The sequence below is a fragment of the Streptosporangium sp. NPDC049644 genome (assembly GCF_040675205.1).
In the GTDB taxonomy this organism is placed as follows: domain Bacteria; phylum Actinomycetota; class Actinomycetes; order Streptosporangiales; family Streptosporangiaceae; genus Streptosporangium; species Streptosporangium fukuiense.
Window position 1 is genome coordinate 134547 of sequence record NZ_JBFAOJ010000003.1, and the last position, 24626, is coordinate 159172.

A 24626-nucleotide genomic window follows, 5' to 3' on the forward strand; every position below is an offset into this window, starting at 1 on the left:
CGTGAAGCCCGACCGCCCGATCTTCATCCTGGGCTGTCCCCGCTCGGGGACGACGATGCTGCAGCTGATGCTGCACGCCCACCCGCGCGTCGCCATCCCGCCGGAGACCCGGTTCATGGTCTCCGCCTACCAGCGACGGCTCCAGTTCGGCGACCTCAACGACGCGGAGCGCCGGCGCGAGCTGGCCGAGTGGGTGGTCGACCGGCACCAGACACGTTTCCACGAGCTGGACCTGGGCCGCGACGAGGTGCTCGGGCAGATCGTCGACGGGCCGCCGACGCTCGGCTCCGCGCTGGGCATCGTGCTGCGCGCCTACGCGACCAGGCACGGCAAGCCGCGCTGGGGTGACAAGCGGCCCTCGTACTTCCAGTACACCGACGTGCTGCTCCGGCTCTTTCCCGACGCCCAGTTCGTGCACCTGGTCAGGGACGGCCGCGACTGCGTGGCGTCGCTGAAGGAGATGCCCTGGTACAACGGGAGCGTCTACAGCGCGGTCTCCGCCTGGGCCGAGGCGATCGACTTCGCCAGGCACGGCGCGCCGAGGCTTCCCGAAGGCAGCTACCACGAGCTGCGCTACGAGGACCTGACCGCAGAGCCTGAGGCTCACCTGCGCAGGCTGTGCGAGTTCCTCGGCGAGGACTTCCACCCGGCCATGTGCGACCCGGCCGCGGTGGCCGGCATCGCCGTACCCGCCAGGAAGACCTGGCACGCGCGCACCTACGGCGAGGTGACCACCACGCGGACCGGCTCCTGGCGCGAGCGGCTCGACCCCGGCGAGGTCTCGCTCTGCGAGAGCGTGCTCGGCGACCGCCTGGAGACCTACGGGTACGAGCTCAGCGGGGCACCGAGGGTCGAGACCTCCCGGCTGGTCTGCTACGAGCGGACCGCGGCCAAGCGGAAGCTGGCCCGGGTCAAGCGGATCACCTTCGACCGGTTGATGCGGCTCCGCGAGCCGAACCCGCTGGGGGCGCGGCTCACCTCCGCCCAGATCGTGCTGGCGGGAGTGCCGATGCCGCGCAACGAGCCGGTGGCGGTCACCGGGTGACCTGCTCGAACAGGGCCTCCCACCGATCCAGCACGCGATCGGGCCGGAACGCCTCGACGTGAGCGCGGGCGGCGGCCCCCAGCCGCCGCCGCTCCTCGGCCGAGGCCATCAGCTCGGCCAGCGCGGCGGCGAGCGCGGTCACGTCGGCCGGGGGCACCAGCACCCCGGTCTCCCCGTCCAGTACGAGTGACCTGAGCCCGCCCGACACGTCGAACGCCACCGAGGGCACCCCGTAGGACGCCGCCTCACCGACCACCAGCGGCAGCCCCTCGTGCTCGCTGGCCAGCGCCAGCACCGACCCGCCCAGATACTCCTCGCCCATCAGGGGCGCGGGCACCGTGCCACGGAAGACCACCCGGTCGCTCACCTCGCATTCCGCGGCGTGCGAGGTGAGCCGCTGCCGCTCGGTCCCCTCGCCGATCAGGTGCAGCTCCCAGCCCTCGCCCGCCTCGCGGCGGGCCTTCGCTAGGTCCGCCCGCAACTCGGGCTCGCCGAGGACGGAACGGCCACAGGCCTGGGCGAAGGCCGAGATCAGCCGGTCGAACCGCTTCACGCCCTCCAGCCTGCCGATCCCGAGCACCCGGCGGGCGGTCAGCCCGGCGGTCCCCGACGGCCAGGCGGGCAGCGGGTTCGGGATGGACCAGGTGTTGGGCAGCAGCGCGTGCTCGGCGAAGAGCCACGCGTCCCGCTCGCTGAGGAAGACCGCCTTCTCCAGGGTGCCGTAGTGGTCGCGGACCGAGTCGAGGTGCCAGGAGCCCCGCGCGTGTTCGTACGACCCGTGGTACTGCCCGATCGGCAGCAGCCGCTCGGGCAGCAGGGCCCTGATCCGGGCGACCACACTGGGCGAGGAGAGCACGACGAACCCCGGCCCCACCTCGCGCAGCAGCCTGTCGAGCTCCCGGCGCTCGCGGCGCCGGCCCAGCGGTGACAGCGTGCTCACCGGTGTGCGGTGGATCACGTGGCTGGTGTAACGCGGCCGCTCCACGTAGCGGAACGGGCTCCTGGCGCGGTGCAGTCCGATCACGTGCACCTCGTGGCCCCGCTCGGCCAGGCCCTGAGCCACGGTGTGGGTGACCCGCTGGACGCCGCCCAGGGTGTCGGCGTCCACGCAGGCGAACACGACCGCCTCCGTGCGCCCGCCGCTCACCCCGACCACCTGGGCGGCTGGATCGGCCGCCGCAACCCCGGCAGATGTCCCAGCCCGGCCGGAGCGCGCCACTCCCGGGGAGCCTGCGTGGGGATCCGGACCGAGGGAGGGTCGAAGAAGGCGTCCACCACCTTCGCCGAGGCGTGACCCTTCTCCTCCGCGCACCACAGCCTGCGGAACGCGATGTACCTGGCGGCGAAGGAGACGGTCACGCCGTCGAGGTCGCGCAGCGCCTCGATCAGCTCCTCGGTGGTGGTCAGACAGGGGCCGGGGGCGATCGCGGGCAGGTCGTGGTAGACCCCGCGTTCCACCCTGCGGTACTCGTCCCAGTCGTCGATCAGGAACAGCATCGGCCGCCCGGTGATCGCGTAGTCGCACATCAGCGACGAGTAGTCGGTCAGCAGCGCGTCCGAGAGCAGTATCAGGTCGTTGACCTCGGGGTACGACCCGGCCTCGCGGACGAAGTGGCGCAGCTGCTCGGGCACCTCGAACCGCTCGACCGGGTGGGTGCGCAGGACCACCGTCCAGTCGCCGGCCAGGGCCTCGGCCATCGCGGACAGGTCGGCCCTGACCGACTCGCCGGACCCCTTGGCCCGGTCGCGGTAGGTGGGTGCGTACAGCAGCACCCTGGACCAGTGCGGGATCTCCAGCCGCTCCCTCGCCCGCCTGGCCGCCTCCCGGTCACCGTGCACCAGCACGTCGCAGCGGGGCGAGCCGTGGCGCAGCAGTCGTCCCCGGTAGCCGTTGGAGGGCACGAACACCCGCTCGAACTCGGCGCTGGGCGAGACCAGCGCGTCCCAGCGCTCCACCGCGGCCCGCCAGGTCGCCCTCGGCCCGTCGAAGTCGGCGCGCAGGTCGGGCGAGTCGAAGCCGACCGACTTGATGCCCTGGCCGTGCCAGGTCTGCAGGTAGCGGGTGCGCGGCGGCTTGGGATAGGCCAGCGGCATGCCGTGGCTGTCGACCCAGTAGCCCGCCCTGGCCATGGTCCAGATGTGCCGCCAGCTCATCCGCCGTACCAGCCTGGCGTCGGGAGGAAAGCCGTGCGCGGTCCCGGTCGCCGACCAGACCATCCGCAACGGCGTGCCCCGCCGCCTGAGCTCCTCGTAGATGTAGCGCGGGTTCCCGGTGTACCCGGCGCCGACGTCGGACTCGAACAGGGCCAGATCCCGGCGGGGCGGCAGTACGGAGATCAGCCCCTTGTAGACGCGGAGCTTCACCTCGGGGCCGTCCAACCTGCGCAGCAGCCTGCGGCCGGCCCGCCCCACCCGGGCCAGTCGCCTGAGCGCTCCCCGGCGGCGCCAGCGCAACCGCAGGAACGCGGCGACCCCCTCCGCGCCGACGGTGACCTCGTGCCACGGGACGACGACGACGAACGGCGGGCTGGACGAATCGACCAGCAGCTGGTCGGAGGTGACCCTCCCGTCGGGGTTGACGATCTCGACCACCGGCTCGTGGCGTCCGTCGAAGCCCAGGCGGCCGGGGCTGAGCGCGGCGAGGTCGACCGTCGCCTCGCTCAGCAGACCGCCGTCGTCCTGCTCGCGCGGCGCCAGCCGTACCCGGTGCTTCCCGATGCGCAGGAACGCGGTCCAGCCGGGGGTGGCGGCGAGCACCCCGAAAGGGTCGTACGTCCTGATCACCACCCTGATCACGGTGCCCTGGCCGGTGACGACCGCCTCGTGGCGCAACCTGGAGGCGCTGTAGGGCAGCTCGGCCATCCGGAGCGAGGTGATCTCCCGCATCTCGTCGGGGACCGTTCCCCAGTAGGTGCGCCCCTCTTCGCGCAGGGCGACGCGCGGCGGTGCCTTCGGTCCGTTCAGCGAAGCGGCGGCCTGCAGGAGCTCGTCAGGCCGGCCAGCGAGGATGAAACTACAGCAGACCCGGGTGAGCGGGTCGATCGTCTCGAACACCGCCGGGTCGAGTTCGGACAGGTAGGGGCGGACCACCGAGATGAACCCCTCGACCCACGCGAGGTCCCGCATGGGCAGCGGGTTGAGGTAGACCCGCAGGTCCTGGCGGAGGAACCGGCGCTGCCGCTCGTGTACCAGGTCACCGAGGCCGTTGTCGCGCAGGATGTCGTCGCTCAGCCGGGCCGCCCTGATCCTGGAGCGGACGTTGGACATGTCGGTCAGGCTCAGCGAGATCGACAGCCGCGCGTCGCTCTCCGCCGAGGCCCGGTGCCAGAGGTAGACCACCCACGGGACCACGGCGAACCGCCGCGCCGCGCAGTACAGGGCGGTGCTGAAGACGTGGTCCTCGTAGTGCATGTCCTCGGGGAACGGCAACCGCCGCAGCAACTCGGCCCGGTAGAGCTTGTTGGTGCTGAAGGAGTCGAGGAACATCTCCGGCTCCTCGGCGATCCCCTCGACGGTCCGGCGTCTGGCGAACAGGGCCGGGTAGTAGCGCGCGGTCTTCCCGCTCTTCTCGTACAGCCGGGCGATCTGCCCGGTGACGAAGTCGGCGCCGGTCCGCTCGATCTCCAGCAGCATGCTCTTGCAGGCGTGCCGGGTCAGCTCGTCGTCGCTGTCCAGGAACATCACGTACGGCGCCCGCGCGGCCGCCACGCCCCGGTTCCGCGGGGTCCCGCACCCCCCGCTGTTGACCGCCCCGCGCAGGTAGCGGACCCGTGCGTCCTTGCGCTGCAGCTCCCGGGCGACCTGCTCCGTCTCGTCGGTGCTCGCGTCGTCGGCGATGATCACCTCGACGTTGCGCAGCGACTGCCGGAGCACCGACCGCACGGCCCTGGGCAGCCGCGCGGCATCGTTGTAGGTAATCACCACAACACTGCACTCCGGGACGCTAATCACACTTCGTGCTATCCCCGGGAAAAAGTGAGTCGTTGTCCCACTTGTCCACTGATAGCACTCTTTTTGATGCCCTATGGGACAGGCAGTCCTGCACTTCTACCGGCTCGCCACTGCCTGACGCCGACCAGGATCAAGACGCAGGGAGGGCGGGTTGGGGGCCGCTCGTTGGTACAGGTCTGTGCGGGGTGAAAGGTCAAAACGCTTTGTGCAGGTGGCGTACCCGAGGAGCCTGTGGTCCCCTACGTCAGCGACATCCTGTGCAGGGCGTCGATGGCGAGGCGGTAGCCGTCTGTGCCGAGGCCGACGATGGTGCCGCGCGCGACGGGGGAGATGTACGAGTGGTGGCGGAAGGACTCGCGGCGGTGCACGTTGGAGATGTGCACCTCGACGACCGGTAGCTCGGTGCCCTCGATGGCGTCGTGCAGGGCGATCGAGGTGTGGGTGTAGGCCCCGGGGTTGAAGACCGCGCCGATGACCTCACCGGCCTTGACGCGCGCCCCGGCCTCGTGGATCCAGTCGATCAGCCGGCCCTCGTGGTTGGACTGATGGAAGACCAGGTCCAGGCCGAGCCGGGTGGCCTCCTCGCGGCACAGTTCCTCGACGTCCGGCAGCGTCATGGTGCCGTAGACCTCGGGTCTGCGGGTGCCGAGCAGGTTCAGGTTCGGGCCGTTGAGCACGTATACGCCGGTCACGAGGATCATTCTCACCCATCCGCGGGACCGGCGGTGCCAGGAGGGTGAGCGGCGATCTCAAGGCCGCGGCCCGCCTCCGGCCGCACCCTGCGGGACCTGCGGCGTGCGGGTCGGCGACCCATGGAACCGGGAGCGGGTAATGACCGCACTCCTCGGCGCCGCGGGTGCCGTACCTGATCGGCGTTGGCCGGTGCTCAGTGATTCCTGTTGCGCCGTCGGGCGGCCAGCCACAGTACGGCCATCACGGCCAGCACACCCACCGTCATTCCGGTGAGCAGACCCAGGACGGTGTCGAGGCCGCCGTCGAGCTCCGTCTCGGCGACCCGGAACACCGATACCAGGGCCACCGCCGTCAGCGCCAGCAGGCCGGCGATCAGAGCGTAGAACCTCGGACTGAGGAAGATGTTGCGCCCCGGCGTTCGCGGTGGCGTGGTCAGCTCCGCGGCGGGCCCCAGGCTGGCGGCCTTGGGCCGTTTGAAGTACTCGAAGCACACCCACCTGCCGCACGGCTCCCAGCCGTCGGGGGCGAGCAGGTCGAGCACGCTCCGGCGCCGGCCGGGCGAGACCAGCTCTCTCCGGTACTCCCACTGCTGGGGGTGCTCGGGGTCTCGGGTGCTGACGAACAGACCCTTCGTGTCGATCCCGTCGACCTCCCACCCCTGGGCGCCGTACTCGTTGAGCATCCTGACGTCGTGGAACAGGTCGGCGGTCCAGCACCAGGTACGGGCGTCCGCGGCGGGCGGGGCCGAGGTGACGGCCAGTTCGCGGGCCAGCTCGGCCGCCGGGCCGAACTCCTCCTCGGGGTCGCCGCTGCTGCTCTCGGCGAGGTAGCCGGCGAGGTCGTCCAGCATGGCCCCGACCCGGTCGGCGGGCATGCCCGCCTCGGCCAGGATCACGGCGAGCTCGTCGAAGTAGTCACCGGTGGTCTCGTCGACGTGGCTGTTCATCGAAGCCCCCCTTCGGGTGTGCTCGTCTCGGTGCGGCCCTTGGCCAGTACGGCGCGTACCGACTCGTCGAAGTTCAGCCAGAGTCCGCTCTGCTCGGCGAGTGTCCGCCTGCCCTGGTCGGTTAGCCGGTAGTAGCGGCGGCCGGGTCCGCGTTCGGTCACCCGGAACTCGGCGGTGACCAGCCCCGCCTCCTCCAGCCGGTTGAGCACCGGATAGAGGGTGCCGCCCTTGATCTGGCCGAGTCCGGACTCGGCGAGGTCCTTGGCGATCTCGTAGCCGTAGTTCTCGCCGGCCGTCAGGCTGGCGAGGACCAGCAGGTCGAGCACACCCTTGAGCCAGCTCGCGCGTCGGTCGCTCGTCATGTAGCGATCCTATCTAGCCTGGGTTCCCGACTAGCTCACGTCGCGGCTGCGGGGTGAACAGCAGGCCGCGAAGGTCGATCAGCGCGTGCAGCAGGATCGGCATGAGCAGGCTGCCGGTCCTCAGGTAGAGCACGGTCAGGCCGAAGCCGGCCAGGGTGACCATGAACATGCCGCGTCGGCCCTGGTAGAGATGGCCGGCGACGAACACCGCCAACGCGCAGCAGGCCGCGACCTCCTTGCTCAGGCCGAGCGCACCCGTGCCGACCGCGATGAGCAGACCTCGGTAGACGATCTCCTCGGTGACGCCGGCGGTCACCGACAGACCCGCGGCGTACCAGCGCTCGACCGCGGTGCGCGGCAGCAGGTGGGTGACGGCCTGCTGGCCGGGGAGGGACTTGCCCTTGGCGGCCAGCCTTCTGAAGACGAGCACGCCGGCCGCGGCGGCGACCAGGAAGCCGACGATCGTGCCGAGGGCCTCGTCCGGTGATTCCCTGATCACCAGACCGATGTCCGTGGAATCGAGGTTCGGCTCCACGGCGACGATGAGCAGCGCCACGGCGGCCAACGCCCACAACTCGGCGCTCCAGAACGTGACCATCCGGCGGTAGGCCGTGGGGTCCTGGTCGCGGGTGCGGGCCAGCTTGTCGTAGGTGTGCCTGCCGAGCAGTGGGCCGGCGACGGTCAGGTAGCCGACGAGGACGACTGCCAGGACGAGCGCCAAGGGGGATGACACGGGAAGCCTCCGTAGGTGTTCTGCTACCTAGACCGTAGAGCAAGCTAGTTAGGAATGCAATCTAGCTTGCGGTGAAGATGTTCGAAGACGTGGCGCGGAATCGGTACGAGCCTGAAGACCTCCGACGGTCGGCTGCAGTGCGTCCCCGAGGCCATCCGGGCCAGGATTCGGCATCGCCTCGATCGCCAAGCTCCTGGGGTCGGCTGTCCGTACCGGGACCGCGCTGAGGGGTCCTCGGTGGGGGGTCCTCGGTGGGGGGCCTCGATGGCCCAAGCTTGGGCAAGGGTGGGAGGTTGTTTGGGGCTGTGGTGGGGACGGGGGCGGTAGACCGGGAATATCGCGGCATGTGCACGCATGTCGGGCTCGACTGCGCCACCCCGGGGGGAACGCTCATGGCCGACGACATTTTTGCCTCAGGAGAGAACTTCGGACAGGGAATGCCGGGGGTTCCGGCGCGGGGGCGCGGACCCAACACCGGAGAGCCCTTCTCCAGGCGTGACTACCGGCACCCGGCGGCGGGCTGGGGTGCGGCGCTCAGCGTCGGGAAGATGCTGGCCAAGACACGGGAGCCGGTCGAGGGGACCCGGGCGATCTTCCGGATGAACCACGAGGGCTACGGTTTCGACTGCCCGGGATGCGCGTGGCCGGACGACAGGAAGGGCCTGCGTCTGGACATCTGTGAGAACGGCATCAAGCACGTCACCTGGGAGATGACCCCTAAGCGCGTCGGGCGCCGGTTCTTCGACGAGCACACCGTCACCGAGCTGTCCGGCTGGAGCGACTTCGCGCTGGAGGACCAGGGCAGGCTGACCGAGCCGATGGTCTACGACCCGGAATCCGACAGGTACCGGCCGATCTCCTGGCCGGACGCGTTCGAGCTGGTCGGCTCGACGCTCAGGAGACTGAGCAGCCCGGACCAGGCGTCGTTCTACACCTCCGGGCGGCTGAGCAACGAGGCCACGTTCCTCTACCAGCTCTGGGCCCGCGAGTTCGGCACCAACAACCTGCCGGACTGCTCGAACATGTGCCACGAGGCCAGCGGCCGGGCGCTGACCAACGCGCTGGGCACCGGAAAGGGAACCGTCGACCTGGACGACTGGGGCAAGACCGACGCGCTGTTCCTCCTCGGCTCCAACGCGGCCTCCAACGCGCCGCGCATGCTGACCTGGCTGGTCGACGCGTACCAGCGCGGTGCCCAGATCGTGCACATCAACCCGCTCGTCGAGGCCGCGGCCGGGGAGACGATCGTGCCGCACGAGCTCCTCGCGATGGGGACCTTCCACGCCACCAGCACCGGAACGCTCAACGTGCAACCGAGGATCGGCGGTGACCTGGCGCTGCTGCGCGGGGTCGCGAAGGCCGTGTTCGAGGCGTCGGAGACCGACCCGAAGGCGATCGACCAGGGGTTCGTCGACAACTACACGCGCGGTTTCGAGGACTACCGGCGGGTGTGCGCCGAGGCCGGCTGGGCGGAGCTGGAACTCCAGTCAGGCGTGGGTGAGGCGCGGATCCGCGAGCTCGCCGACGTCTACCTGCGTTCCAACCGGACCATCATCAGCTGGTGCCTGGGTGTCACCCAGCAGGAACACGGCGTCGACACCGTGCGGGAGATTGTCAATCTGCTGCTGCTCCGCGGCAACCTCGGCCGCGAGGGCGCCGGTCCGTGCCCCATCCGCGGGCACAGCAACGTCCAGGGCAACCGCACCTGCGGGGTCAACTCCCACCCGACCGAGCGGTTCCTCTCCCGGCTGGCCGAGGTGTGCGACATCGACCCGCCGAGGGAATGGGGCCTGGAGACCGTCGGCACCATCGAGGCGATGCACCGGGGCGACGTCAAGGTGTTCGTGAGCATGGGCGGCAACTTCGCGCTGGCCACGCCCGACACCCCGGGCACCTTCCGGGCGCTGCGCAACTGCGAGCTGACCGTGCAGGTCAGCACCAAGCTCAACCGCAGCCACCTGGTGCACGGCGAGAAGGCGCTGATCCTGCCCTGTCTCGGCCGTACCGAGAAGGACTGGCAGCGCCGCAGGCTGCAGGGGGTCACGGTCGAGGACTCGATGAGCATGGTGCACATGTCGATCGGCATGCGGAACCCGGCCTCCCGGCAACTGCTCTCCGAACCGGCGATCATCGCCGGCATGGCGCGGGCGACCCTGCCGGACAGCGCCACGCCCTGGCAGGAGTACGTCGACGACTACGACCGCATCCGCGACACCATGGCCCAGGTCCTCGACGGATTCGAGGACTTCAACCGCCGGGTCCGGATGCCGCTGGGCTTCCGGATCCACCAGCCCGCCCGTGATCTGGTCTTCCTCACCGAGTCCGGGCGCGCCGAGTTCTCCACGGCTCCGATCCCGAACGTCATCCCGGAGGCGGGCCGCCTGACGCTGGGCACGGTGCGCTCCCACGACCAGTGGAACACCACCGTCTACTCCGACGACGACCGCTACCGGGGCGTCAGGAACCTGCGCACCCTGGTCCTGATGAACCGCGACGACATGCGCGAGCGGGGCCTGGCCGACACCGACCTCGTCGACATCACCAGCATCGCCAGGGACGGCAGCAGGCGCAGCGTCTACGGCTACCGGGCCTTCGCGTACGACGTCCCGCGCGGCAGCGCGATCGGCTACATGCCCGAGCTGAACGTGCTCTGCGCGCTCACCGACTTCAGCCCGCAGAGCGGGCAGCCGCTGGCCAAACACCTCGTCGTCGAGATCACCCCGGCGGCCGGCCACATGGTGAACGAGACCCGGCACGAGGCCGAACGCCCGATCGGCCACGGTGTGGGCGGGTAGGGAAAAGGTTCTGACGTGCGAGCTCTGACAGGGAAGTGCCGGGCCTGTGGACATCCGATCGAGAGACTACGGGCCTGGCTGAGCATCCTCATCGGCAGATGACTTTTAGAGCTTTCCGGTTTTCACGGCCCCAAGGAAGACCGCGAATATGGCGCTCTCGAACACAAGAGCCGGGCCGTTGGGGTTCTTGCTGTCACGTACGCCGACCTGTCCATTGCTCAAGCGGGCGACCTCCACACAGTCACCACTGGCGTTGCTCCGGCTGGACTTGCGCCATTCGGCCACGGACAGTTCGAGCTTCATGTTCAGGTGGATGCCGTTGATTACGCTCACGCTTCCTTGGCTAGTTTTGTCAGCAGGTCACGGGACGTGCGGGTGTCCAACGTCTTTGCTTGTAGATCGTCGTACACCAGGTTATACCGGCGAATCGCAGCGGGTTGTTCCAGATACAGGCCGGACAGTTGGGTTTCCAGGTACACGACATCAGGGTCCGGTGCATCGAATCCGAGAATTACGAAGCTCCCATCCATGGCCGCATGTATCCCGGTGCCGAACGGGAGAATGTGAAGGTTCACGTTGTCTCGCTCAGATGCCTTGGCAAGCTGGGACAGCTGACCCGCCTTGACGTTGCTCGGAAGTCGATGAAGGCTCGCCTCATCCATGATGAAGCACAACTCAAGGGCATCGTTGCCGAGTGTCTGCCGCTGACGTGCCAGCCTGAACTGGATCTTTCGTTCGACCTCTTCGGACGTGCGGTTGACGAGTTCGGCGTGAACCAACGCGCGGTGGTAGTCCGGCGTCTGGAGCAGGCCGGGGATCAGCGACACGTCGTAGGAGCAACGCCGTCGTGCCTCGGTTTCGAGGCCGACGAACGCCTGGAAGGACTCGGGAACCACATCACTGAATGCCTGCCACCAACCCTGCTGACGAGCCTGCCGGGCGAGATTGAGCAGGTCTGTGGCCTTGTCCTCCGGCACCTGGTAGAGGGTGAGCAGGGCGCGTAGATCGTTGATTTTGATGCCCTGGCGGGCGGTCTCGATACGGCTGACGGATGACTGGGAGACCTCCAGTGCCTTGGCCACCTGGTCGGTGGTCAGGTTGGACTCCTTGCGAAGTCGGCGTAGCTCCGCCGCGAGCCGTCTGCGTCTGACGGTCGGGCTCTCTTCTCTCTCACTCGCCACGGGAACCTCGGCCCTCCACGACAACGCGACGCTCCGCAGCCTTCCGTAAGCCGTCCGTACAGGCAAGCTGCATATTCATATCGCTGTATGCGGATCACACTTGCAAAACGGGTTCGCGGGACGCATCATGGGCGCGGCACGTAAACACGCTTCGGAGTCTCCTGCGCACACTCCGTGGTGTATTGCCGGATCTATCCCCTGATCCGGCGTACCGCTGACGAAGGGCAGGATCGATGACGGTGTCGTCTTCGCATGAGCAGTACCTTCACCTGGTGCGGTTGGCGTGGGGGCTCCGCCAACTGGAGCTGGGGGTCAGGATCGAACTTCCGGCCTCCCAGGAGCCGTACGTGGCGGTGCGGCGCGAGTCGGGGCCGCTTCGGGTGCTCGCCCTGCTCCGGGGTAAGAAGTGGATCTTCGCCTGGGGGCGGGGCCGTCATCAGTGGATCGCGGTCTTCGACGAGGACGCGGTGCGGCGCATCCACGAGATGGTGGCGCGGTGACGGCCGGGCTGCTGGGGACGATCACGTTGCCGGGGGCGGAGTGCTCGGTGCCCGTGGCGCGTCACTGCGTCGGCGCGGTGCTGGCGGCGGCGGGGTGCGCCTCGGTGGACGATGCGCTGCTGGTGGTCACCGAACTGGTCGGCAACGCGATCAGGCACACCGCCTCGGGCGGTTGCGGCGGCACCCTGACCCTGCACGTCCTCGACGCCGGACAGCGGCTGATCCACATCGAGGTGGTCGACTCCGGCGCGGAGACGTTCCCCGAGCCGCGGGAACCGGACCCGGAGAGCTTCGGCGGGCGCGGCCTCTGGCTGGTCGATCAGTGCTCGGCCAGGTGGGGAGTACGCGAAGTCGACGGCGGCCGCCGCGCGGTCTGGGCACTGCTGCCCTCCACAGGTGACCGGTAGCACTTCCCCGAGCGTCCGATGATCGACGCCGCCGAGAGGTGCGTCTACTGACGGTTCCGGCGCAGGGCGCGGCTGATCAGCCAGGTGATCAGGGTGGCGGCCGCCAGGGCGGCGACCAGTGGGGCGATGCGTTTGAGCAGCGGCAGGCCCGCCACCTCCAGGAGGTTCATGGCCTCCTCGTCGGGGCTGAGCGAGGTGCGTGAGGTGCCCGCCGGGTGGCTCTGACGGGACCCGGACCTCTCGTCCACGACGAGGCCGGGCGGTGTCGGCACCGCGCTGAGATGCCGTCCGGACCCGCTCGTCTCCTCCGGTCCGGCGGGGGTCGCGGGGCCGGGGCCCGAGGCCGCCGAGACCACCGGAACCTCGTCGTCCGGGACAGGCTGGGAGGGAGCACTCCAGCCGCCCACACCCGGCGTCTCGGAAGGCGTCTCGGCGGCGGTCTCCACGCCCGGGCTCTCGCCCAGCAGCAGGGAGAGGTTGGCCGCGAACCTGTCGATCAGCTTCTCGCCGACCTCGGACATCACGCCCCGGCCGAACTGGGCCGGGCGGCCGGTCACGTTGAAGGAGGTGTCGACGGTGACCCTGGTGTGCCGCCCCTCGGGGTGCAGGCGCGCGACGACCGTGGCACCGGCGGTGCCCGAGCCCCTGGCCTCCTTGCCGGCGGCCTTGACGGTCATGGAGTGGGTGTCCGCGTCCACCTTCTCGAAGGAGGCCCGGCCCTGGTAGGTCACCGTGATCGGCCCGACCTTGACCTTCATCCTGCCGGTGAAGGAGTCGTCCTCGACCTTGTCCACGGTGGCACCGGGCAGGCAGGGCCCGACCCGCTGGACGTCGAGCAGCACCGGCCACGCCTGCTCGACAGGCACGGGGACCGTGAACTCGTGCTCGAACCGCATCGCCATCGATCCGCTCCTTGCCGGTCGGTCGCTGTTGCGACATTACGACTACACGGGGGCGTATTACCAGTATGCCGCCACGGGGCCGGTTGACCGCCACATGTCGGTACGTGTCGGTCGGCGTTCGTTCCCCTCTGCCCCTCCGGGCGGGGATGATGCCTCCGCCCTCACGAGAGGCGCTTCTCGCGCTCCGGGCGGCACGAAAGCCGTTTTCAGCGTGGAGACCCCGGGCTTCGGCTCCGGGGAGGAAACGCGGCACGGGGCCGCGCGGGCGGACGGTTGCCGGTGAAGCAGGAAACCCGCCCCGTGAGGGTTGGAATCCTCCGGCCTTCAGCCCGGGGAGGAGACGCTCGCGAGCCCGTCGGGGCGGCGGCCACAGGGTGAGAACGCCCCGGGTTCTCACCCTGTGGCCGCGGGGTTCAGCCGCTCGCGGCCCTGACCGCCCTGCGGGTCAGCACCCGGGCCAGATGGCGGCGGTAGTCGGGTCTGGCGTGCAGGTCCGCCGGAGGCGAGGTACCGTCGTCGGCCTCGGCGCACGCCTCCCCGACGAGGTCGGTGCCGCCGGAGGCGGCGGGCGCGAGGTCCACCCCGCGCAGCGCCGCCTCCACCGCGCTCGCCCGCACCGGGGTGGGGCCCATGTTGGTCAGCGCGATCCTGGCCTCCTCGACGGTCCCGTTGCTCCGCCGTACGGCCGCCGCGACGCCGACGATCGCCCACGCCTGCGCCGTCCGGTGGAACTTCTCGTAGTGGAAACCCCACCTGGGGCCGAGCACCGGCACCCGGGCGCCGATCAGCACCTCATCGGGTTCGAGCGCGGGCTCCAGGTAGTCGACGAAGAAGTCCGCGGCGGGGATCTCCCGCTCGCCGTCGGCGGACCGGACGACGAAGACGCAGTCGAGCGCCAGGGCCACGGCCGGCAGGTCCCCCGCCGGGTCGGCGTGGGCCATGGAGCCGCCGAACGTGCCACGGTGTCGTACCGCGGGGTCGGCCACCGTGGCCGTGGCCAGCGCGAGCAGCGGGACGCGCTCCTTGATCACACTGGAGCGCAGTACCTCGTCGTGGGTGGTGAGCGCGCCGACGAACACGTGGTCACCACGGTCGGAGACGCCGCGCAGCTCGGGCAGGCGCCCGAGGTCCACCAGCGCCGACGGGTAGGCCAGCCGCAGCCGCAGCAGCGGCAGCAGCGACTGGCCGCCGGCCAGCACCTTGACGTCGTCGCCGGAGGCGAGCACCTGGCACGCCTCCTCCACCGAGGAGGGCCTGACGTAGTCGAAGGACGCGGGAATCATCGGTCTCCTCCCTCGGTGACGGCCCGCCAGATCCGTTCCGGGGTGCAGGGCATCCGCACGTCGTTCACCCCGTACGGGCGCAGCGCGTCGACGATCGCGTTGACCACGGCGGGGGTGGAGGCGATCGTCCCGGCCTCGCCGACGCCCTTGACGCCCAGCGGGTTGGTCGTCGCCGGGGTCTCGGTACGGTCGGTGACGAAGTCGGGCAGGTCGGCCGCCGAAGGGATGAGGTAGTCGGCCATCGTGGTGGTGAGCAGGTTGCCCTCGGTGTCGTAGACCGCCTCCTCGAACAGCGCCTGGGCGATGCCCTGGGCGATGCCGCCGTGTACCTGACCCTCGACGATCAGCGGGTTCACCACCGAGCCCACGTCGTCGACCGCCACGTAGGTCCGGATCTTCGAGGCGCCGGTCTCGGTGTCCACCTCGATCGCGCACAGGTGGGTGCCGTGCGGGAAGGAGAAGTTGTCCGGGTCGAAGGTCGCGTCGGCGTCCAGCGCGGGTTCGAAGCCGTCGGGCAGGTCGTGCGCGGCGAAGGTGGCCAGCGCCAGTTCCTGGATGGTCCTGCCCGCCTCGGTGCCCCGGACCTTGAACGTGCCGTCGGCGAACTCGATGTCGTCGGCGGAGGCCTCAAGCAGGTGCGCGGCGAGCTCCTTGGCGCGGTCCTTCACCTTCTCGCAGGCGGCCAGCACGGCGACGCCGCCCACCACCAGGGAGCGGGAGCCGTAGGTGTCCATGCCCTTGTGCGAGACGGACGTGTCGCCGTGCAGCACCGAGACGTCCTCGAACGGCACGCCCAGCGCGTCGGCGACGATCTGGCTCCAGGCCGTCTCGTGTCCCTGGCCGTGCGGTGAGGATCCGGTGACGACCTCGACCTTGCCGGTGGGCAGCATCCTGACCGAGGCATGTTCCCAGCCGCCCGCGCCGTAGCTGAGGCTGCCGAGCACCCGCGAGGGCGCCAGCCCGCACATCTCGGTGAACGTCGAGACGCCGATGCCGAGCTGGACCGGGTCGCGCCGGTCGCGCCGGTCCGCCTGCTCGGCCCTGAGCTTGTCATAGCCGAGCAGGGCCAGGGCCCGCTCGGTCGCCGCCTCGTAGTTGCCCGAGTCGTAGGTCAGCCCGCAGATCGTGGTGTACGGGAACTCCTCGTGGGTGATCCAGTTGCGGCGCCGCAGTTCGATCGGGTCCATGCCCAGCTCGTGGGCTAGCTCGTCCATGGCCCGCTCGATCGCGAACGTCGCCTCCGGACGGCCCGCGCCCCGGTAGGCGTCGGTCGGCATCTTGGTGGTGAAGACGCCGGTGCAGTTGAAGTGGTAGGCGTCCATCTTGTAGATGCCGTTGTACATGAACGCGCCGAGCAGCGGCACGCCCGGCGTGACCAGCATCAGGTAGGCGCCCATGTCGGCGAGCAGGTCCACCTTGACGCCCCGTACCCGCCCGTCCCGGTCGGCGGCGACGGAGATCCGCTGCAGCTGGTCGCGGCCGTGGTGCACCGTCAGGTTGCCCTCGGAGCGGGACTCGGTCCACTTCACCGGCCTGCCCAGCCTGCGGGTCAGCAGCAGCGCGAGCACCTCTTCGGCGGTGACCTGGAGCTTGGAGCCGAAGCCGCCGCCCACGTCGGGGGCGACCACCCGCAGCTTGTGCTCGGGGATGCCGGTCGTCAGCGCGAGCATGACGCGCAGGACGTGTGGGATCTGGGTGGCGGAGTAGAGCGTGAAGGCGTCGCCGTCGGTGGTGGCCACGACCGCGCGGGGCTCCATGGCGCTCGGGATGAGCCGCTGCTGCACGTAGGTGCGTTCGATCACCACGGGGGCGTCGCGGAACGCCTCCTCGATGTCGCCCCCGGCGAACTTCCAGGTGAACGCCTGGTTCCCGGCCTCGTGGACCTTGGGGCTCCCCTCGGCGAGCGCCTCGGTCATGTCGAGCACCGCGTCCAGCGGCTCGTAGTCGATCTCGATCGCCTCCAGCGCGTCGGCCGCCCGGTAGCGGTCGGTGGCGACCACGCAGGCCACCGCCTCGCCGACGTAGCGGACCTCGTCCACCGCCATGGGCGGGTGGTCGGGGATGACGACGTCCTCGCTGACCGGCCAGGCACAGGGCAGGCTGCCCTGCTCGTCGACGAAGTCGCGCCCGCTGTAGACGGCGACCACGCCCGGCCGGCCGCTCGCGGCCGAGGTGTCGACGCGGGTGATCCTGGCGTGGGCCATCGGGCTGCGCAGGAAGGCCACGTACATCATGCCGGGGAGCTGGATGTTGTCGGTCCAGGTGGTCCTGCCGGTGACCAGCCGGGCGTCCTCCTTGCGCCTGCGCGCCTTCCCGACCTCGTGGGCGGCGGACGGGGGGTTCAGCTGGTCGCTCTCGGCGATCCGCTCGCCGATCAGGCCGGCGTCGAGCTGCTCGGTCATGGCGCCGGCACCTCCCGCGCGGACGACTCCGACGCGCTCCGCCGGGACATCTCCGCCGCGCCGCGCCGCACCGCCCTGACGATGTTGCAGTACCCCGTGCACCGGCACAGGTTGCCTTCCAACCCCTCGCGGACCGCCTCCTCCGACGGGTCGGGATCGTCCCTGAGCAGGTCGATCGCCGCCATGATCATGCCGGGGGTGCAGTACCCGCACTGCAGGGCGTGCTCCTCGTGAAAGGCCCGTTGCATGGGATGCCACTCGCCCCCCTGCGCCAGGCCCTCGATCGTGACGACATCGCTCCCGTCGGCCTGTACGGCGAGCACGGAACAACTCTTCGCGCTCCGGCCGTCGAGCATCACGGTGCAGGCGCCGCAGTTGCCGGTGTCGCAGCCGATGGGCGTGCCGGTCCTGCCGAGCCGATCTCGTAGCAGATGGACGAGGAGGAGGCGCGGCTCCACCTCCTCCTCGTATGCGATTCCATCGACGTTGACGGTTATTCGGGGCATACGTCCTCCAAGAGCAACCACAGGGGTATAGGAGAAGTGAGAACCGATAATTGAGAACTTACGCCCCAGTTCTTCCCGGTCAACCCCCTGGCCTCACGCCAACGGCAGTTCCCTCGGCTCGCGGCCGCCGAGGATACGGCGGTCCGCTTCGTCGATTCTGAGATCGTTGATACTCGCCTCGCGGCGCCGCATCAGCCCGTCGTCGGCGAACTCCCACAGCTCGTTTCCGTAGCTGCGCCACCACTGGCCGTCCGCGTCGTGCCATTCGTACTGGAACCGTACGGCGATGCGGTCGCCGCCGAACGTCCACAGCTCCTTGCGGAGCCGGTAGTCCTGCTCCCTGGCCCACTTGCGGCTCAGGAACTCCCTGATCTCCGCGCGCCCGGTGAGGAACTCGTCCCGGTTGCGCCAGACCGAGTCGGGCGTGTAGGCGAGCGAGACCCGCTCGGGGTCGCGCGTGTTCCACGCGTCCTCGGCGGCCTGGACCTTGGCCCTGGCCGTCTCCTCGGTGAACATCACACTTCCTCCATGGATTTCGCGGCCTCCTCGACCGCGTCGATCAGCGGGTTCGACGAGGTACGTCAACCGATCATCGTCCAGGTCGGACGGCTCGGGCGTGACGGACACGCCGCCCGGTCCACGATGACCCCGACCGACCCCGGCCGACCTCGATGTCTTCGTCAAGGGTTTCCCCGTGCCCCGTCCGCGACGCGCGCCGGCGGGTTGTGGCGTGAGTAGTCCCCGAGTCGCCAGCGGAGCGGGCTGGCTCCCCGGACCCGGACGATCCGGTCCACTTCGAATCCGACCAGCCGCTGTGCCCCCGGGACGTCGCCCGGATCCCAGTCGACGCGGGCCCGCCCGGTCAGGTGCAGCGCGTCGCCGTTCTGCCAGTCGAGGAAGAGCAGGCCGCAGTGTTCGTCCAGTTCCAGGTTGCCGAGCGTCATGTACATCGAGTTGCCGACGTAGTCCGGCCAGACCAGCCGTCGCTCGTCCACCACCCGGACGAACCCCGGATTGCCGCCCCGGTGCGACAGGTCGGCGCCGAGGCCGGGGGCCGAGGTGGCGACGAAGAACGTGTCGGCGCCCTCGATCCACGCCCGGTCGCCGTCGCCGAACACCGTCGCCGAGGAGGAGCCGGTGGCCGGCCCGGTGACCTCCGCGACCACCTCCCGCGTCTGGATGTACTTGGGACAGTTGGCGTACGCCTGCTCGGTGTGCACGACCAGCCGCCCGCCGTCCCGCCGGACCGTGCCGTTGACCCGCATCCTGCGCCTGGTCAGGGGCTCGATCGCGAGCATCCCGATCTCGCCCTCGTCCAGTCCGGCCAGCGGATCGTGCTCGCCCGGCAGCGCGTCGATCACCACGGTCCGCTCGTCCGTGACCCTGGCGAACCCCTCGGGCCCGGTCAGCACCGTCGCCCACGGGAGCCCGTCCCGCCCCGCGGCTCCGATCAGCAGCATCCGCTGCCGCCTGAGGAACTCGGCCGCCACCGCCGGGATCTCCGGCCGGGTCCTGGCCGAGCCCAGTGCCACCGTGCGGACCCCGGTCCTGCGCTGTACCGCGATCTCTCCCCCGTGCTCCATGGTCGTTTAGAAGAAGCCGCAGGTGGGGGCGCCGGTGGTCGGTGCGGGGCGCTCGTCGGCGCCGCTGGGTGCGAAGATCTCCAGCCGGATGCCGTCCGGGTCCTCGAAGAACACGCCCCCCGAGGACGCCCCCTCGCCGTGCGGGACCACGCCGTCGTGGTGGAGCGTGGCCCCGAGTTCCCTGATCACGTTCTCGGCCCGGCGGACCGCCTCGATGTCCGGTACCTGGAAGGACAGGTGGTGCAGGCCCGGCAGCCCGGTGGCGAAGCTGCCCTCGCTCTGCTGCCAGAGGGTGAGCACCAGCTTCCCGTCGAGACCGAGGAAGGCGTAGCGCCGGTCCGGCTGGTCCGACTCGCCGAAGATCTCGAAGCCGAAGACCTTCAGGTAGAAGTCCTTGGACCTGTCGAGGTCGGAGACGTTGAGGCCGACGTGGTCGGTCTGGAAGGTCATCTGATCTCTCCTCCGCGTTTCCTAACGGCTTGATCCGTTAGATCCACTGCCTGCAATCTAACGCAAAATCGACATTTGTCACGTTAGAAAGCTATGGCGTAAATCACTCTTGAAGGGCGGGGGCCGGATGAGGAGAACGGCCGAGGGGAGAGCCCGCCGAACAGGCGCGGGCCAGGCGGGGGCGCGGCACCACCGGGGACGACGTCACCGGATACGGCGACATGAGAGGTGAGGCCGCCTGGCGCCGGGGGTCAGCCGTCCCGGTGCTGGCGGTAGTGGCGGGCGGCTCGGGCCCGGTTGCCGCAGCCGACCGAACACCACTCCTGCCGGGGGTGCTCCTTGAGGAAATAGAGCACGCAGCGGGGGGCGGGGCAGACCCGGATCTGCTCGCGCCAGGGGCCGGCCAGCAGCTCGATCGCCGACGTCGCGAGGGTGGCCCGGATCCGTTCGGACTCGGTGGCCGCGACGCCCGGGACCGTCCGCGCCCGGGGCGCCTGTCCTGCGGGCCACTCCAGCCGCGGGGCCGAAGGCACGGCCAGTGCCGCGGCGTTGACCAGGTCGAGCGACTCGGCGAAGTCCGGGAGCCGGTGCGCGTCCGCGTCACTCGCGGCACCCGGCGCCACGGCCCTGGCGAAGAGCGCCCGTACGGCCTGCCGCAGCTCGACCACTTCGCTCCGCAGCTCCTCGGAGGCGGTGAAGTCCGGGTCGATCCCCAGCTCGGCAGCGTGTTCCCGGCCCCACGCGGTCATGCCCCGCACGTCGGAGAGCAGGTCCGTCAGACCGGTCCGCGTCGCGCGAACGGTGCTGACGAACTCCAGGGCCGACATGCTCCGAGCCTAATGCCCGATATGACCTGTTGCTCTGTCGTCCGGACGGCCCTAGCGTCGGACGACCTTGGCCAGGATGGCGACCAGGCCCGCGAAGCCCAGGCCGCTGACCAGGACCGTGAGCATGACCAGCGGTTGGACGGCCGGTCTGCTGATGAAGACGACCCCGACCGCGATGAACAGCATGCCGCTGAGCAGCGCCATCCAGTCGGTGCGGTGTACGCGCCGGGAGGCCGGCCGCTGTTCGGGCCGGTCGTGCTCAGGCAGCACGGCGCACCTCCACATCCCCGATGTCGGCCCTGACGTTCAGCACGATGGTCGCCACGTCGCCCTTGGGGGGCACCTCGGGCTCCAGGGTCCTGCTGTGCCGGATGTCGGCACCCCCCTCCACCGTGTGGTCGATCTTGACGTCGCCGAACTTGGTATGGCCCCGTACCTCGATCCTGGCGGTCGGCGGCAGGATCACGCTGATCTCGCCGACCGAGACCGAGACGTCCACGACGGTCCGCGAACCCGGCGGCAGGGCCACCTCGCTCAGGTCCAGCACTCCCTCGCCCACCCCCACCGAGTAGCTGCGGGCCATCTCGGACAGGGTGGTGGGCTGCCAGTGATAGTTGCCGAACTTCTTCGGCATGCCGCCCAGCATGGGTCCCGCGACCAGGGCGATCGACAGGATGGTACCGGTCGCGACCAGTCCGGCTCCCCGGCCGAACCAGGCGGCGACCAGCAGGCCGGCGCCGATGACGACGAGCGCCGCGCCGCCCGCGACCGTCATGTTGGCCGGTCCTGAAGCGGACTGGATCGCCACGATGATCCCTCCAACGATCATGGCCAGGAAGATGGTGACGCCCCCGACGAACGATCTGGGCCGCCGTGGCCTGGGCGGCGCCGTCACCGCCGCGCCGTACCCGGACGGCTGGTAAGGGGCGTAGGGCGAGTACGGGGAGTACGGTTGCTGCCGCTTCCGGGGGTCCAGCGGCTGGTAGGGGCCGTACGGCGAGAAAGGCGCGCCGGAGGAGTCGAACGACGGCCTGGCGGGGCGGTAGGGCTCCGCTGGGATGTCTCCGCGCTGCGGGGCGGGCCGCGCAGGTGACGCCGGGGCAGGCCCGGCGAAGGTCTCGGAGACGGGGCCGGGGGCGGGGGGCGTGTCCGGGGCGGGCTCGGTGCGGGTCTCCGAGGCGGGGGCCGGGGGCGGCCGCTCAGCCGTGGACCACAAACCGGCTCCTGTCTCAGCCCCGGGGACGGGCGCGTACCGCTCCGTGACCGTCTCAGCGTCCGGGCGGGCGGCGTACGCCGCGAGACCCGAGACCGGGGGCGCGGCGGCGCGTGCGGCCGGATCCTGCTCCCCGACGGGACGCCGGCCGTCGGCGGTGCCCGGCCCGTGGGCGAACGGGTTCGGCCACTGATCGGCGGGGTACGACGCCCGGCGCCTGCGCAGCCGGTCGGGCAGCGATCTGGCGGCGGCCAGCAGGTCCACCCCGCGGGAGTGGGCGGTGAGCAGGACGATGGCGAACACCGTGCCGACCACGACCGTGGCGGTGCCGACGCCGTCCGAGGAGATGTTGACGATGAGCCCGAGGGCGAACAGGCCGGCCAGCAGGGTCAGGACCGTCTCGCTGTCGAAGTCGCGCCGGCTCCACTGCTCCACGTAGCCGGGGCCGCCGTTGGTCTCACGCATCAGCAGGAACGCCGCGACGTAGAGCATGATGCCGATCCCCGAGCCGAGCACCAGCACCGCGAAACCCACTCGCAACAGCACCGGGTCGACCCCGGCGTACCGCCCCAGGCCCGCGCAGACGCCGGTCAGCATGCGGCCCTCGTCGCTGCGCCGCAGAGCGCGATCCTCCAAGGGGGAGCCGGGCGGCGAGCCGGACGTGGTGCTCGCCGGATCGGTATCGTTCATGTACTTATCGTGGCCTTTCCTCGGCCCGTGCCGCATCCGGGACACCCCTGAGTCGTCCCGGAGGGGAAACGCCGCTCTCAGGGTCGCTTCAGGGGAACGCCTGATGCGCCGACATGGTGGTTCATGTGACGATGCTGACGATATGGCTGACCGAACGGCAATTCATGACACGGCACCCGTGACCTCCGAAGACGCGCCTCTACCTCGGCTGATGAGGCCGGCGGAGGGGCGGCTGGTGGCCGGGGTGGCCCAGGGGGCCGCCGCCCAGCTCCGGCTCGACCCGGTCGTGCTGCGGCTGGCCTTCGTGCTGCTCACCGTCCTGGACGGGTTCGGAGCCGTGGCGTACGCAGCCCTGTGGATGTTCACCCCGAGCGAGCCGTACGAGGGCAGGGAACCCGCCAGGGACTGGAGCCAGCTCGCCGCGTACACCGCGATCGGGCTGGCGCTGCTGGCCTTGGGCCTGCTCACCGGAACCTCGGGGGCCGGGATCGGGGCCTGGCCGATCGCGGTGGGCGGCATCGGCTCGCTGATCCTGTGGCAGCAGGCGGATCCGGACCGGCGGCAGCGCTGGATGACCACCACCGTCGGACAGGTCCGCCAGAACCGGGTCCGCACCGTCGCCGGGCTGGTGCTCGTCATGGTCGGCGCGATCGGCTTCCTGGTGGCCAACGACGAGCTGGTCGAGGCCCGGTCCGGCATCATGTTCACGCTGGTGGTCGTGGGCGGTGTCGCGCTGATCGCGGCCCCCTGGCTGGCGGCCCTGTGGAAGGAACTGCAGCGCGAGCGCCGCGAGCGCATCCGGCAGGAGGAGCGCGCCGAGGTGGCCGCCCACGTCCACGACTCGGTGCTGCACACGCTGACCCTCATCCAGCGCAACGCCTCCGACTCGCGCGAGGTGATGAGGCTCGCCCGCTCCCAGGAGCGGGAGCTGCGCAACTGGCTCTACCAGCCCCAGCAGGACGCCGACGCGTCGGTGGCCGCGGCCGTGCGGCGGGTGGCGGCCGAGGAGGAGGACGCGCACGGGGTGCCGATCGAGGTCGTCTGCGTGGGCGACTGCCCGCTGACCCCCGAGCTGTCCGCGATGGTGCAGGCCGCGAGGCAGGCCATGGTCAACGCCGCGAAGTACTCCGGGTCCGAGGTCATCTCCGTCTACGCCGAGGCGGAGCCGGAGGAGGTCACCATCTTCGTCAGGGATCGAGGGGTCGGGTTCGACATGGAGGACGTGCCCGAGGATCGTATGGGTATCCGCCAGTCGATTATCGGCAGGATGGAGCGCCACGGGGGCAGCGCCCGGGTGCGGACCGAGCCCGGCGAGGGTACGGAAGTGATGTTGACCATGAAGCTGGAGAAGGCGTGAGCAGCGAGCGAGCCACGACAGAGCGGGCCACGACAGAGCGGGCCACGACAGAGCGGGCCACGACAGAGCGGGCCGTCGGCCGGGCCGCGCGGCGCGACGGCGGACGGACGCGACCGGTGGGAGAGGCCCGATGAGTACGGTGAAGGTCCTGATCGTCGACGACCACCGGCTGTTCCGCTCCGGCGTTCGGGCCGAGCTGGGCGACTCCATCGAGGTGATCGGGGAGGCCGAGGACGTGGAGTCCGCGGTCAGGGCGATCGCCGAACTGGGGCCCGACGTGGTCCTCCTCGACGTGCACATGCCCGGTGGCGGTGGCCAGGAGGTGCTGCGCCGGGTCCTCGGCGCCGGCTCCACGGTCCGCTTCCTCGCCCTGTCGGTCTCCGACGCCGCCGAGGACGTCATCGGCGTGATCCGGGGCGGTGCCCGGGGCTATGTGACCAAGAACATCAGCGGGCGCGAGCTCACCGACGCCGTCCGCAGGGTGGCCGACGGGGACGCGGTCTTCTCCCCGAGACTGGCCGGGTTCGTGCTGGACGCGTTCGCCTCCAGCGAAGCTCCGCCGATCGACCCCGAGCTCGACTCGCTGACCCAGCGCGAGCGCGAGGTGCTGCGGTTGATCGCCAGGGGGTACGCCTACAAGGAGATCGCCAAGGAGCTGTTCATCTCGGTGAAGACCGTGGAGACCCATGTCTCGTCGGTGCTGCGCAAGCTCCAGCTCTCCAACCGCCACGAACTCTCCCGCTGGGCCACGGCGCGGCGCCTGGTCTGACCGGTCGATCCTGTACGAGCAGTGACTTATG

24 protein-coding genes are annotated in these 24626 nt (G+C 70.3%); 6 read left to right on the plus strand and 18 right to left on the minus strand.

The genetic code is table 11. The features are described 5' to 3' along the window. The first annotated feature begins 1 nt into the window (after position 1). A complete protein-coding gene (locus AB0J58_RS02655; protein ID WP_364209240.1) occupies positions 2-1045 on the plus strand; it encodes a sulfotransferase in 1044 nt (347 codons plus the stop codon). Here AB0J58_RS02655 and AB0J58_RS02660 read toward each other — a convergent pair. The 6 genes from AB0J58_RS02660 to AB0J58_RS02685 form a co-directional block, all read right to left on the minus strand. Next, positions 1035-2192, minus strand: a complete 1158-nt coding sequence (locus tag AB0J58_RS02660; protein ID WP_364209243.1) for a glycosyltransferase — start codon at positions 2190-2192, stop codon at positions 1035-1037. The genes AB0J58_RS02655 and AB0J58_RS02660 overlap by 11 nt on opposite strands. Further along, positions 2189-4996, minus strand: coding sequence for a CDP-glycerol glycerophosphotransferase family protein (locus AB0J58_RS02665; protein ID WP_364209246.1), 2808 nt, complete (start codon positions 4994-4996; stop codon positions 2189-2191). Before AB0J58_RS02665 ends, AB0J58_RS02660 begins: the two co-directional genes overlap by 4 nt. Before the next feature lie 239 nt (positions 4997-5235). Continuing rightward, positions 5236-5697, minus strand: a complete 462-nt coding sequence (gene aroQ / locus AB0J58_RS02670; RefSeq protein ID WP_364209249.1) for a type II 3-dehydroquinate dehydratase — start codon at positions 5695-5697, stop codon at positions 5236-5238. Between the two features lie 185 nt (positions 5698-5882). Further along, a complete protein-coding gene (locus AB0J58_RS02675; RefSeq protein WP_364209252.1) occupies positions 5883-6635 on the minus strand; it encodes a hypothetical protein in 753 nt (250 codons plus the stop codon). Continuing rightward, complete coding sequence (locus tag AB0J58_RS02680) at positions 6632-6997, minus strand: PadR family transcriptional regulator (RefSeq protein WP_364209255.1); 366 nt, start codon at positions 6995-6997, stop codon at positions 6632-6634. Before AB0J58_RS02680 ends, AB0J58_RS02675 begins: the two co-directional genes overlap by 4 nt. 13 nt (positions 6998-7010) lie before the next feature. Continuing rightward, entirely contained in the window at positions 7011-7730 is a 720-nt protein-coding gene (locus AB0J58_RS02685) for a CPBP family intramembrane glutamic endopeptidase (RefSeq protein WP_364209258.1), read from the minus strand. A 344-nt stretch (positions 7731-8074) separates the two neighbouring features. Here AB0J58_RS02685 and AB0J58_RS02690 point away from each other — a divergent pair, with 344 nt between their 5' ends. Next, positions 8075-10525, plus strand: coding sequence for an FdhF/YdeP family oxidoreductase (locus tag AB0J58_RS02690; RefSeq protein ID WP_364209261.1), 2451 nt, complete (start codon positions 8075-8077; stop codon positions 10523-10525). A gap of 105 nt (positions 10526-10630) precedes the next feature. Here AB0J58_RS02690 and AB0J58_RS02695 read toward each other — a convergent pair whose 3' ends face one another. Next, positions 10631-10828: a DUF397 domain-containing protein gene (locus tag AB0J58_RS02695; protein WP_364209400.1), complete on the minus strand. Its 198-nt coding sequence runs from the start codon at positions 10826-10828 to the stop codon at positions 10631-10633. 26 nt (positions 10829-10854) lie between these two features. Further along, positions 10855-11706 (minus strand): helix-turn-helix transcriptional regulator, encoded by an 852-nt coding sequence (locus AB0J58_RS02700; RefSeq protein WP_364209264.1) that lies wholly within the window; start codon positions 11704-11706, stop codon positions 10855-10857. 239 nt (positions 11707-11945) lie between these two features. Between AB0J58_RS02700 and AB0J58_RS02705 the strand changes: the two genes are divergently transcribed. Together AB0J58_RS02705 and AB0J58_RS02710 are read left to right on the plus strand one after the other, a co-directional pair. Next, positions 11946-12206 (plus strand): hypothetical protein, encoded by a 261-nt coding sequence (locus tag AB0J58_RS02705; RefSeq protein ID WP_364209267.1) that lies wholly within the window; start codon positions 11946-11948, stop codon positions 12204-12206. Further along, positions 12203-12613, plus strand: a complete 411-nt coding sequence (locus AB0J58_RS02710) for an ATP-binding protein (protein WP_364209270.1) — start codon at positions 12203-12205, stop codon at positions 12611-12613. Before AB0J58_RS02705 ends, AB0J58_RS02710 begins: the two co-directional genes overlap by 4 nt. A 44-nt stretch (positions 12614-12657) precedes the next feature. On the opposite strand, the gene AB0J58_RS02715 is transcribed toward AB0J58_RS02710, so the two are convergent. The 10 genes from AB0J58_RS02715 to AB0J58_RS02760 form a co-directional block, all read right to left on the minus strand. Beyond that, complete coding sequence (locus tag AB0J58_RS02715; RefSeq protein ID WP_364209273.1) at positions 12658-13515, minus strand: SRPBCC family protein; 858 nt, start codon at positions 13513-13515, stop codon at positions 12658-12660. Between the two features lie 413 nt (positions 13516-13928). Next, on the minus strand, positions 13929-14798 hold the full coding sequence (locus tag AB0J58_RS02720; protein ID WP_364209276.1) for a xanthine dehydrogenase family protein subunit M: 870 nt from the start codon (positions 14796-14798) through the stop codon (positions 13929-13931). Further along, the gene (locus AB0J58_RS02725; RefSeq protein ID WP_364209279.1) at positions 14795-17200 is read right to left on the minus strand and encodes a xanthine dehydrogenase family protein molybdopterin-binding subunit; all 2406 of its coding nucleotides are present in this window, start codon (positions 17198-17200) and stop codon (positions 14795-14797) included. Before AB0J58_RS02725 ends, AB0J58_RS02720 begins: the two co-directional genes overlap by 4 nt. Beyond that, the gene (locus AB0J58_RS02730; RefSeq protein WP_364209282.1) at positions 17197-17706 is read right to left on the minus strand and encodes a (2Fe-2S)-binding protein; all 510 of its coding nucleotides are present in this window, start codon (positions 17704-17706) and stop codon (positions 17197-17199) included. The genes AB0J58_RS02725 and AB0J58_RS02730 overlap by 4 nt, the downstream gene beginning before the upstream one ends. Before the next feature lie 93 nt (positions 17707-17799). After that, positions 17800-18222, minus strand: coding sequence for a nuclear transport factor 2 family protein (locus AB0J58_RS02735; protein ID WP_364209285.1), 423 nt, complete (start codon positions 18220-18222; stop codon positions 17800-17802). A 164-nt stretch (positions 18223-18386) separates the two neighbouring features. Beyond that, positions 18387-19289: a pyridoxamine 5'-phosphate oxidase family protein gene (locus tag AB0J58_RS02740; protein WP_364209288.1), complete on the minus strand. Its 903-nt coding sequence runs from the start codon at positions 19287-19289 to the stop codon at positions 18387-18389. A gap of 6 nt (positions 19290-19295) precedes the next feature. Further along, positions 19296-19739: a VOC family protein gene (locus AB0J58_RS02745; RefSeq protein WP_343968104.1), complete on the minus strand. Its 444-nt coding sequence runs from the start codon at positions 19737-19739 to the stop codon at positions 19296-19298. A gap of 251 nt (positions 19740-19990) precedes the next feature. Beyond that, positions 19991-20566, minus strand: a complete 576-nt coding sequence (locus AB0J58_RS02750) for an ABATE domain-containing protein (RefSeq protein ID WP_364209291.1) — start codon at positions 20564-20566, stop codon at positions 19991-19993. A gap of 51 nt (positions 20567-20617) precedes the next feature. Beyond that, positions 20618-20836, minus strand: a complete 219-nt coding sequence (locus AB0J58_RS02755) for a hypothetical protein (RefSeq protein ID WP_364209294.1) — start codon at positions 20834-20836, stop codon at positions 20618-20620. After that, positions 20826-22469: a PspC domain-containing protein gene (locus AB0J58_RS02760; protein WP_364209297.1), complete on the minus strand. Its 1644-nt coding sequence runs from the start codon at positions 22467-22469 to the stop codon at positions 20826-20828. The genes AB0J58_RS02755 and AB0J58_RS02760 overlap by 11 nt, the downstream gene beginning before the upstream one ends. A 142-nt stretch (positions 22470-22611) precedes the next feature. Between AB0J58_RS02760 and AB0J58_RS02765 the strand changes: the two genes are divergently transcribed. Both AB0J58_RS02765 and AB0J58_RS02770 read left to right on the plus strand, forming a co-directional pair. After that, positions 22612-23826 (plus strand): PspC domain-containing protein, encoded by a 1215-nt coding sequence (locus tag AB0J58_RS02765; protein ID WP_364209300.1) that lies wholly within the window; start codon positions 22612-22614, stop codon positions 23824-23826. Positions 23827-23956: 130 nt separating this feature from the next. After that, positions 23957-24595 carry a response regulator transcription factor gene (locus tag AB0J58_RS02770; protein WP_364209303.1) on the plus strand — a complete coding sequence of 213 codons (639 nt, stop codon included), beginning with the start codon at positions 23957-23959 and terminating at the stop codon, positions 24593-24595. Positions 24596-24626 lie beyond the last annotated feature (31 nt).

Bases quoted from the DNA above. Each gene is read 5' to 3' on its own strand.
- AB0J58_RS02760 (WP_364209297.1), bottom strand. From the start codon at position 22,469: ATGAACGATACCGATCCGGCGAGCACCACGTCCGGCTCGCCGCCCGGC.
- AB0J58_RS02740 (WP_364209288.1), bottom strand. From the start codon at position 19,289: ATGGAGCACGGGGGAGAGATCGCGGTACAGCGCAGGACCGGGGTCCGC.
- AB0J58_RS02735 (WP_364209285.1), bottom strand. From the start codon at position 18,222: ATGTTCACCGAGGAGACGGCCAGGGCCAAGGTCCAGGCCGCCGAGGAC.
- aroQ (WP_364209249.1), bottom strand. From the start codon at position 5,697: ATGATCCTCGTGACCGGCGTATACGTGCTCAACGGCCCGAACCTGAAC.
- AB0J58_RS02770 (WP_364209303.1), top strand. From the start codon at position 23,957: ATGAGTACGGTGAAGGTCCTGATCGTCGACGACCACCGGCTGTTCCGC.
- AB0J58_RS02730 (WP_364209282.1), bottom strand. From the start codon at position 17,706: ATGCCCCGAATAACCGTCAACGTCGATGGAATCGCATACGAGGAGGAG.
- AB0J58_RS02720 (WP_364209276.1), bottom strand. From the start codon at position 14,798: ATGATTCCCGCGTCCTTCGACTACGTCAGGCCCTCCTCGGTGGAGGAG.
- AB0J58_RS02695 (WP_364209400.1), bottom strand. From the start codon at position 10,828: ATGAAGCTCGAACTGTCCGTGGCCGAATGGCGCAAGTCCAGCCGGAGC.
- AB0J58_RS02675 (WP_364209252.1), bottom strand. From the start codon at position 6,635: ATGAACAGCCACGTCGACGAGACCACCGGTGACTACTTCGACGAGCTC.
- AB0J58_RS02765 (WP_364209300.1), top strand. From the start codon at position 22,612: ATGGCTGACCGAACGGCAATTCATGACACGGCACCCGTGACCTCCGAA.
- AB0J58_RS02715 (WP_364209273.1), bottom strand. From the start codon at position 13,515: ATGGCGATGCGGTTCGAGCACGAGTTCACGGTCCCCGTGCCTGTCGAG.
- AB0J58_RS02750 (WP_364209291.1), bottom strand. From the start codon at position 20,566: ATGTCGGCCCTGGAGTTCGTCAGCACCGTTCGCGCGACGCGGACCGGT.
- AB0J58_RS02745 (WP_343968104.1), bottom strand. From the start codon at position 19,739: ATGACCTTCCAGACCGACCACGTCGGCCTCAACGTCTCCGACCTCGAC.
- AB0J58_RS02690 (WP_364209261.1), top strand. From the start codon at position 8,075: ATGTGCACGCATGTCGGGCTCGACTGCGCCACCCCGGGGGGAACGCTC.
- AB0J58_RS02725 (WP_364209279.1), bottom strand. From the start codon at position 17,200: ATGACCGAGCAGCTCGACGCCGGCCTGATCGGCGAGCGGATCGCCGAG.
- AB0J58_RS02680 (WP_364209255.1), bottom strand. From the start codon at position 6,997: ATGACGAGCGACCGACGCGCGAGCTGGCTCAAGGGTGTGCTCGACCTG.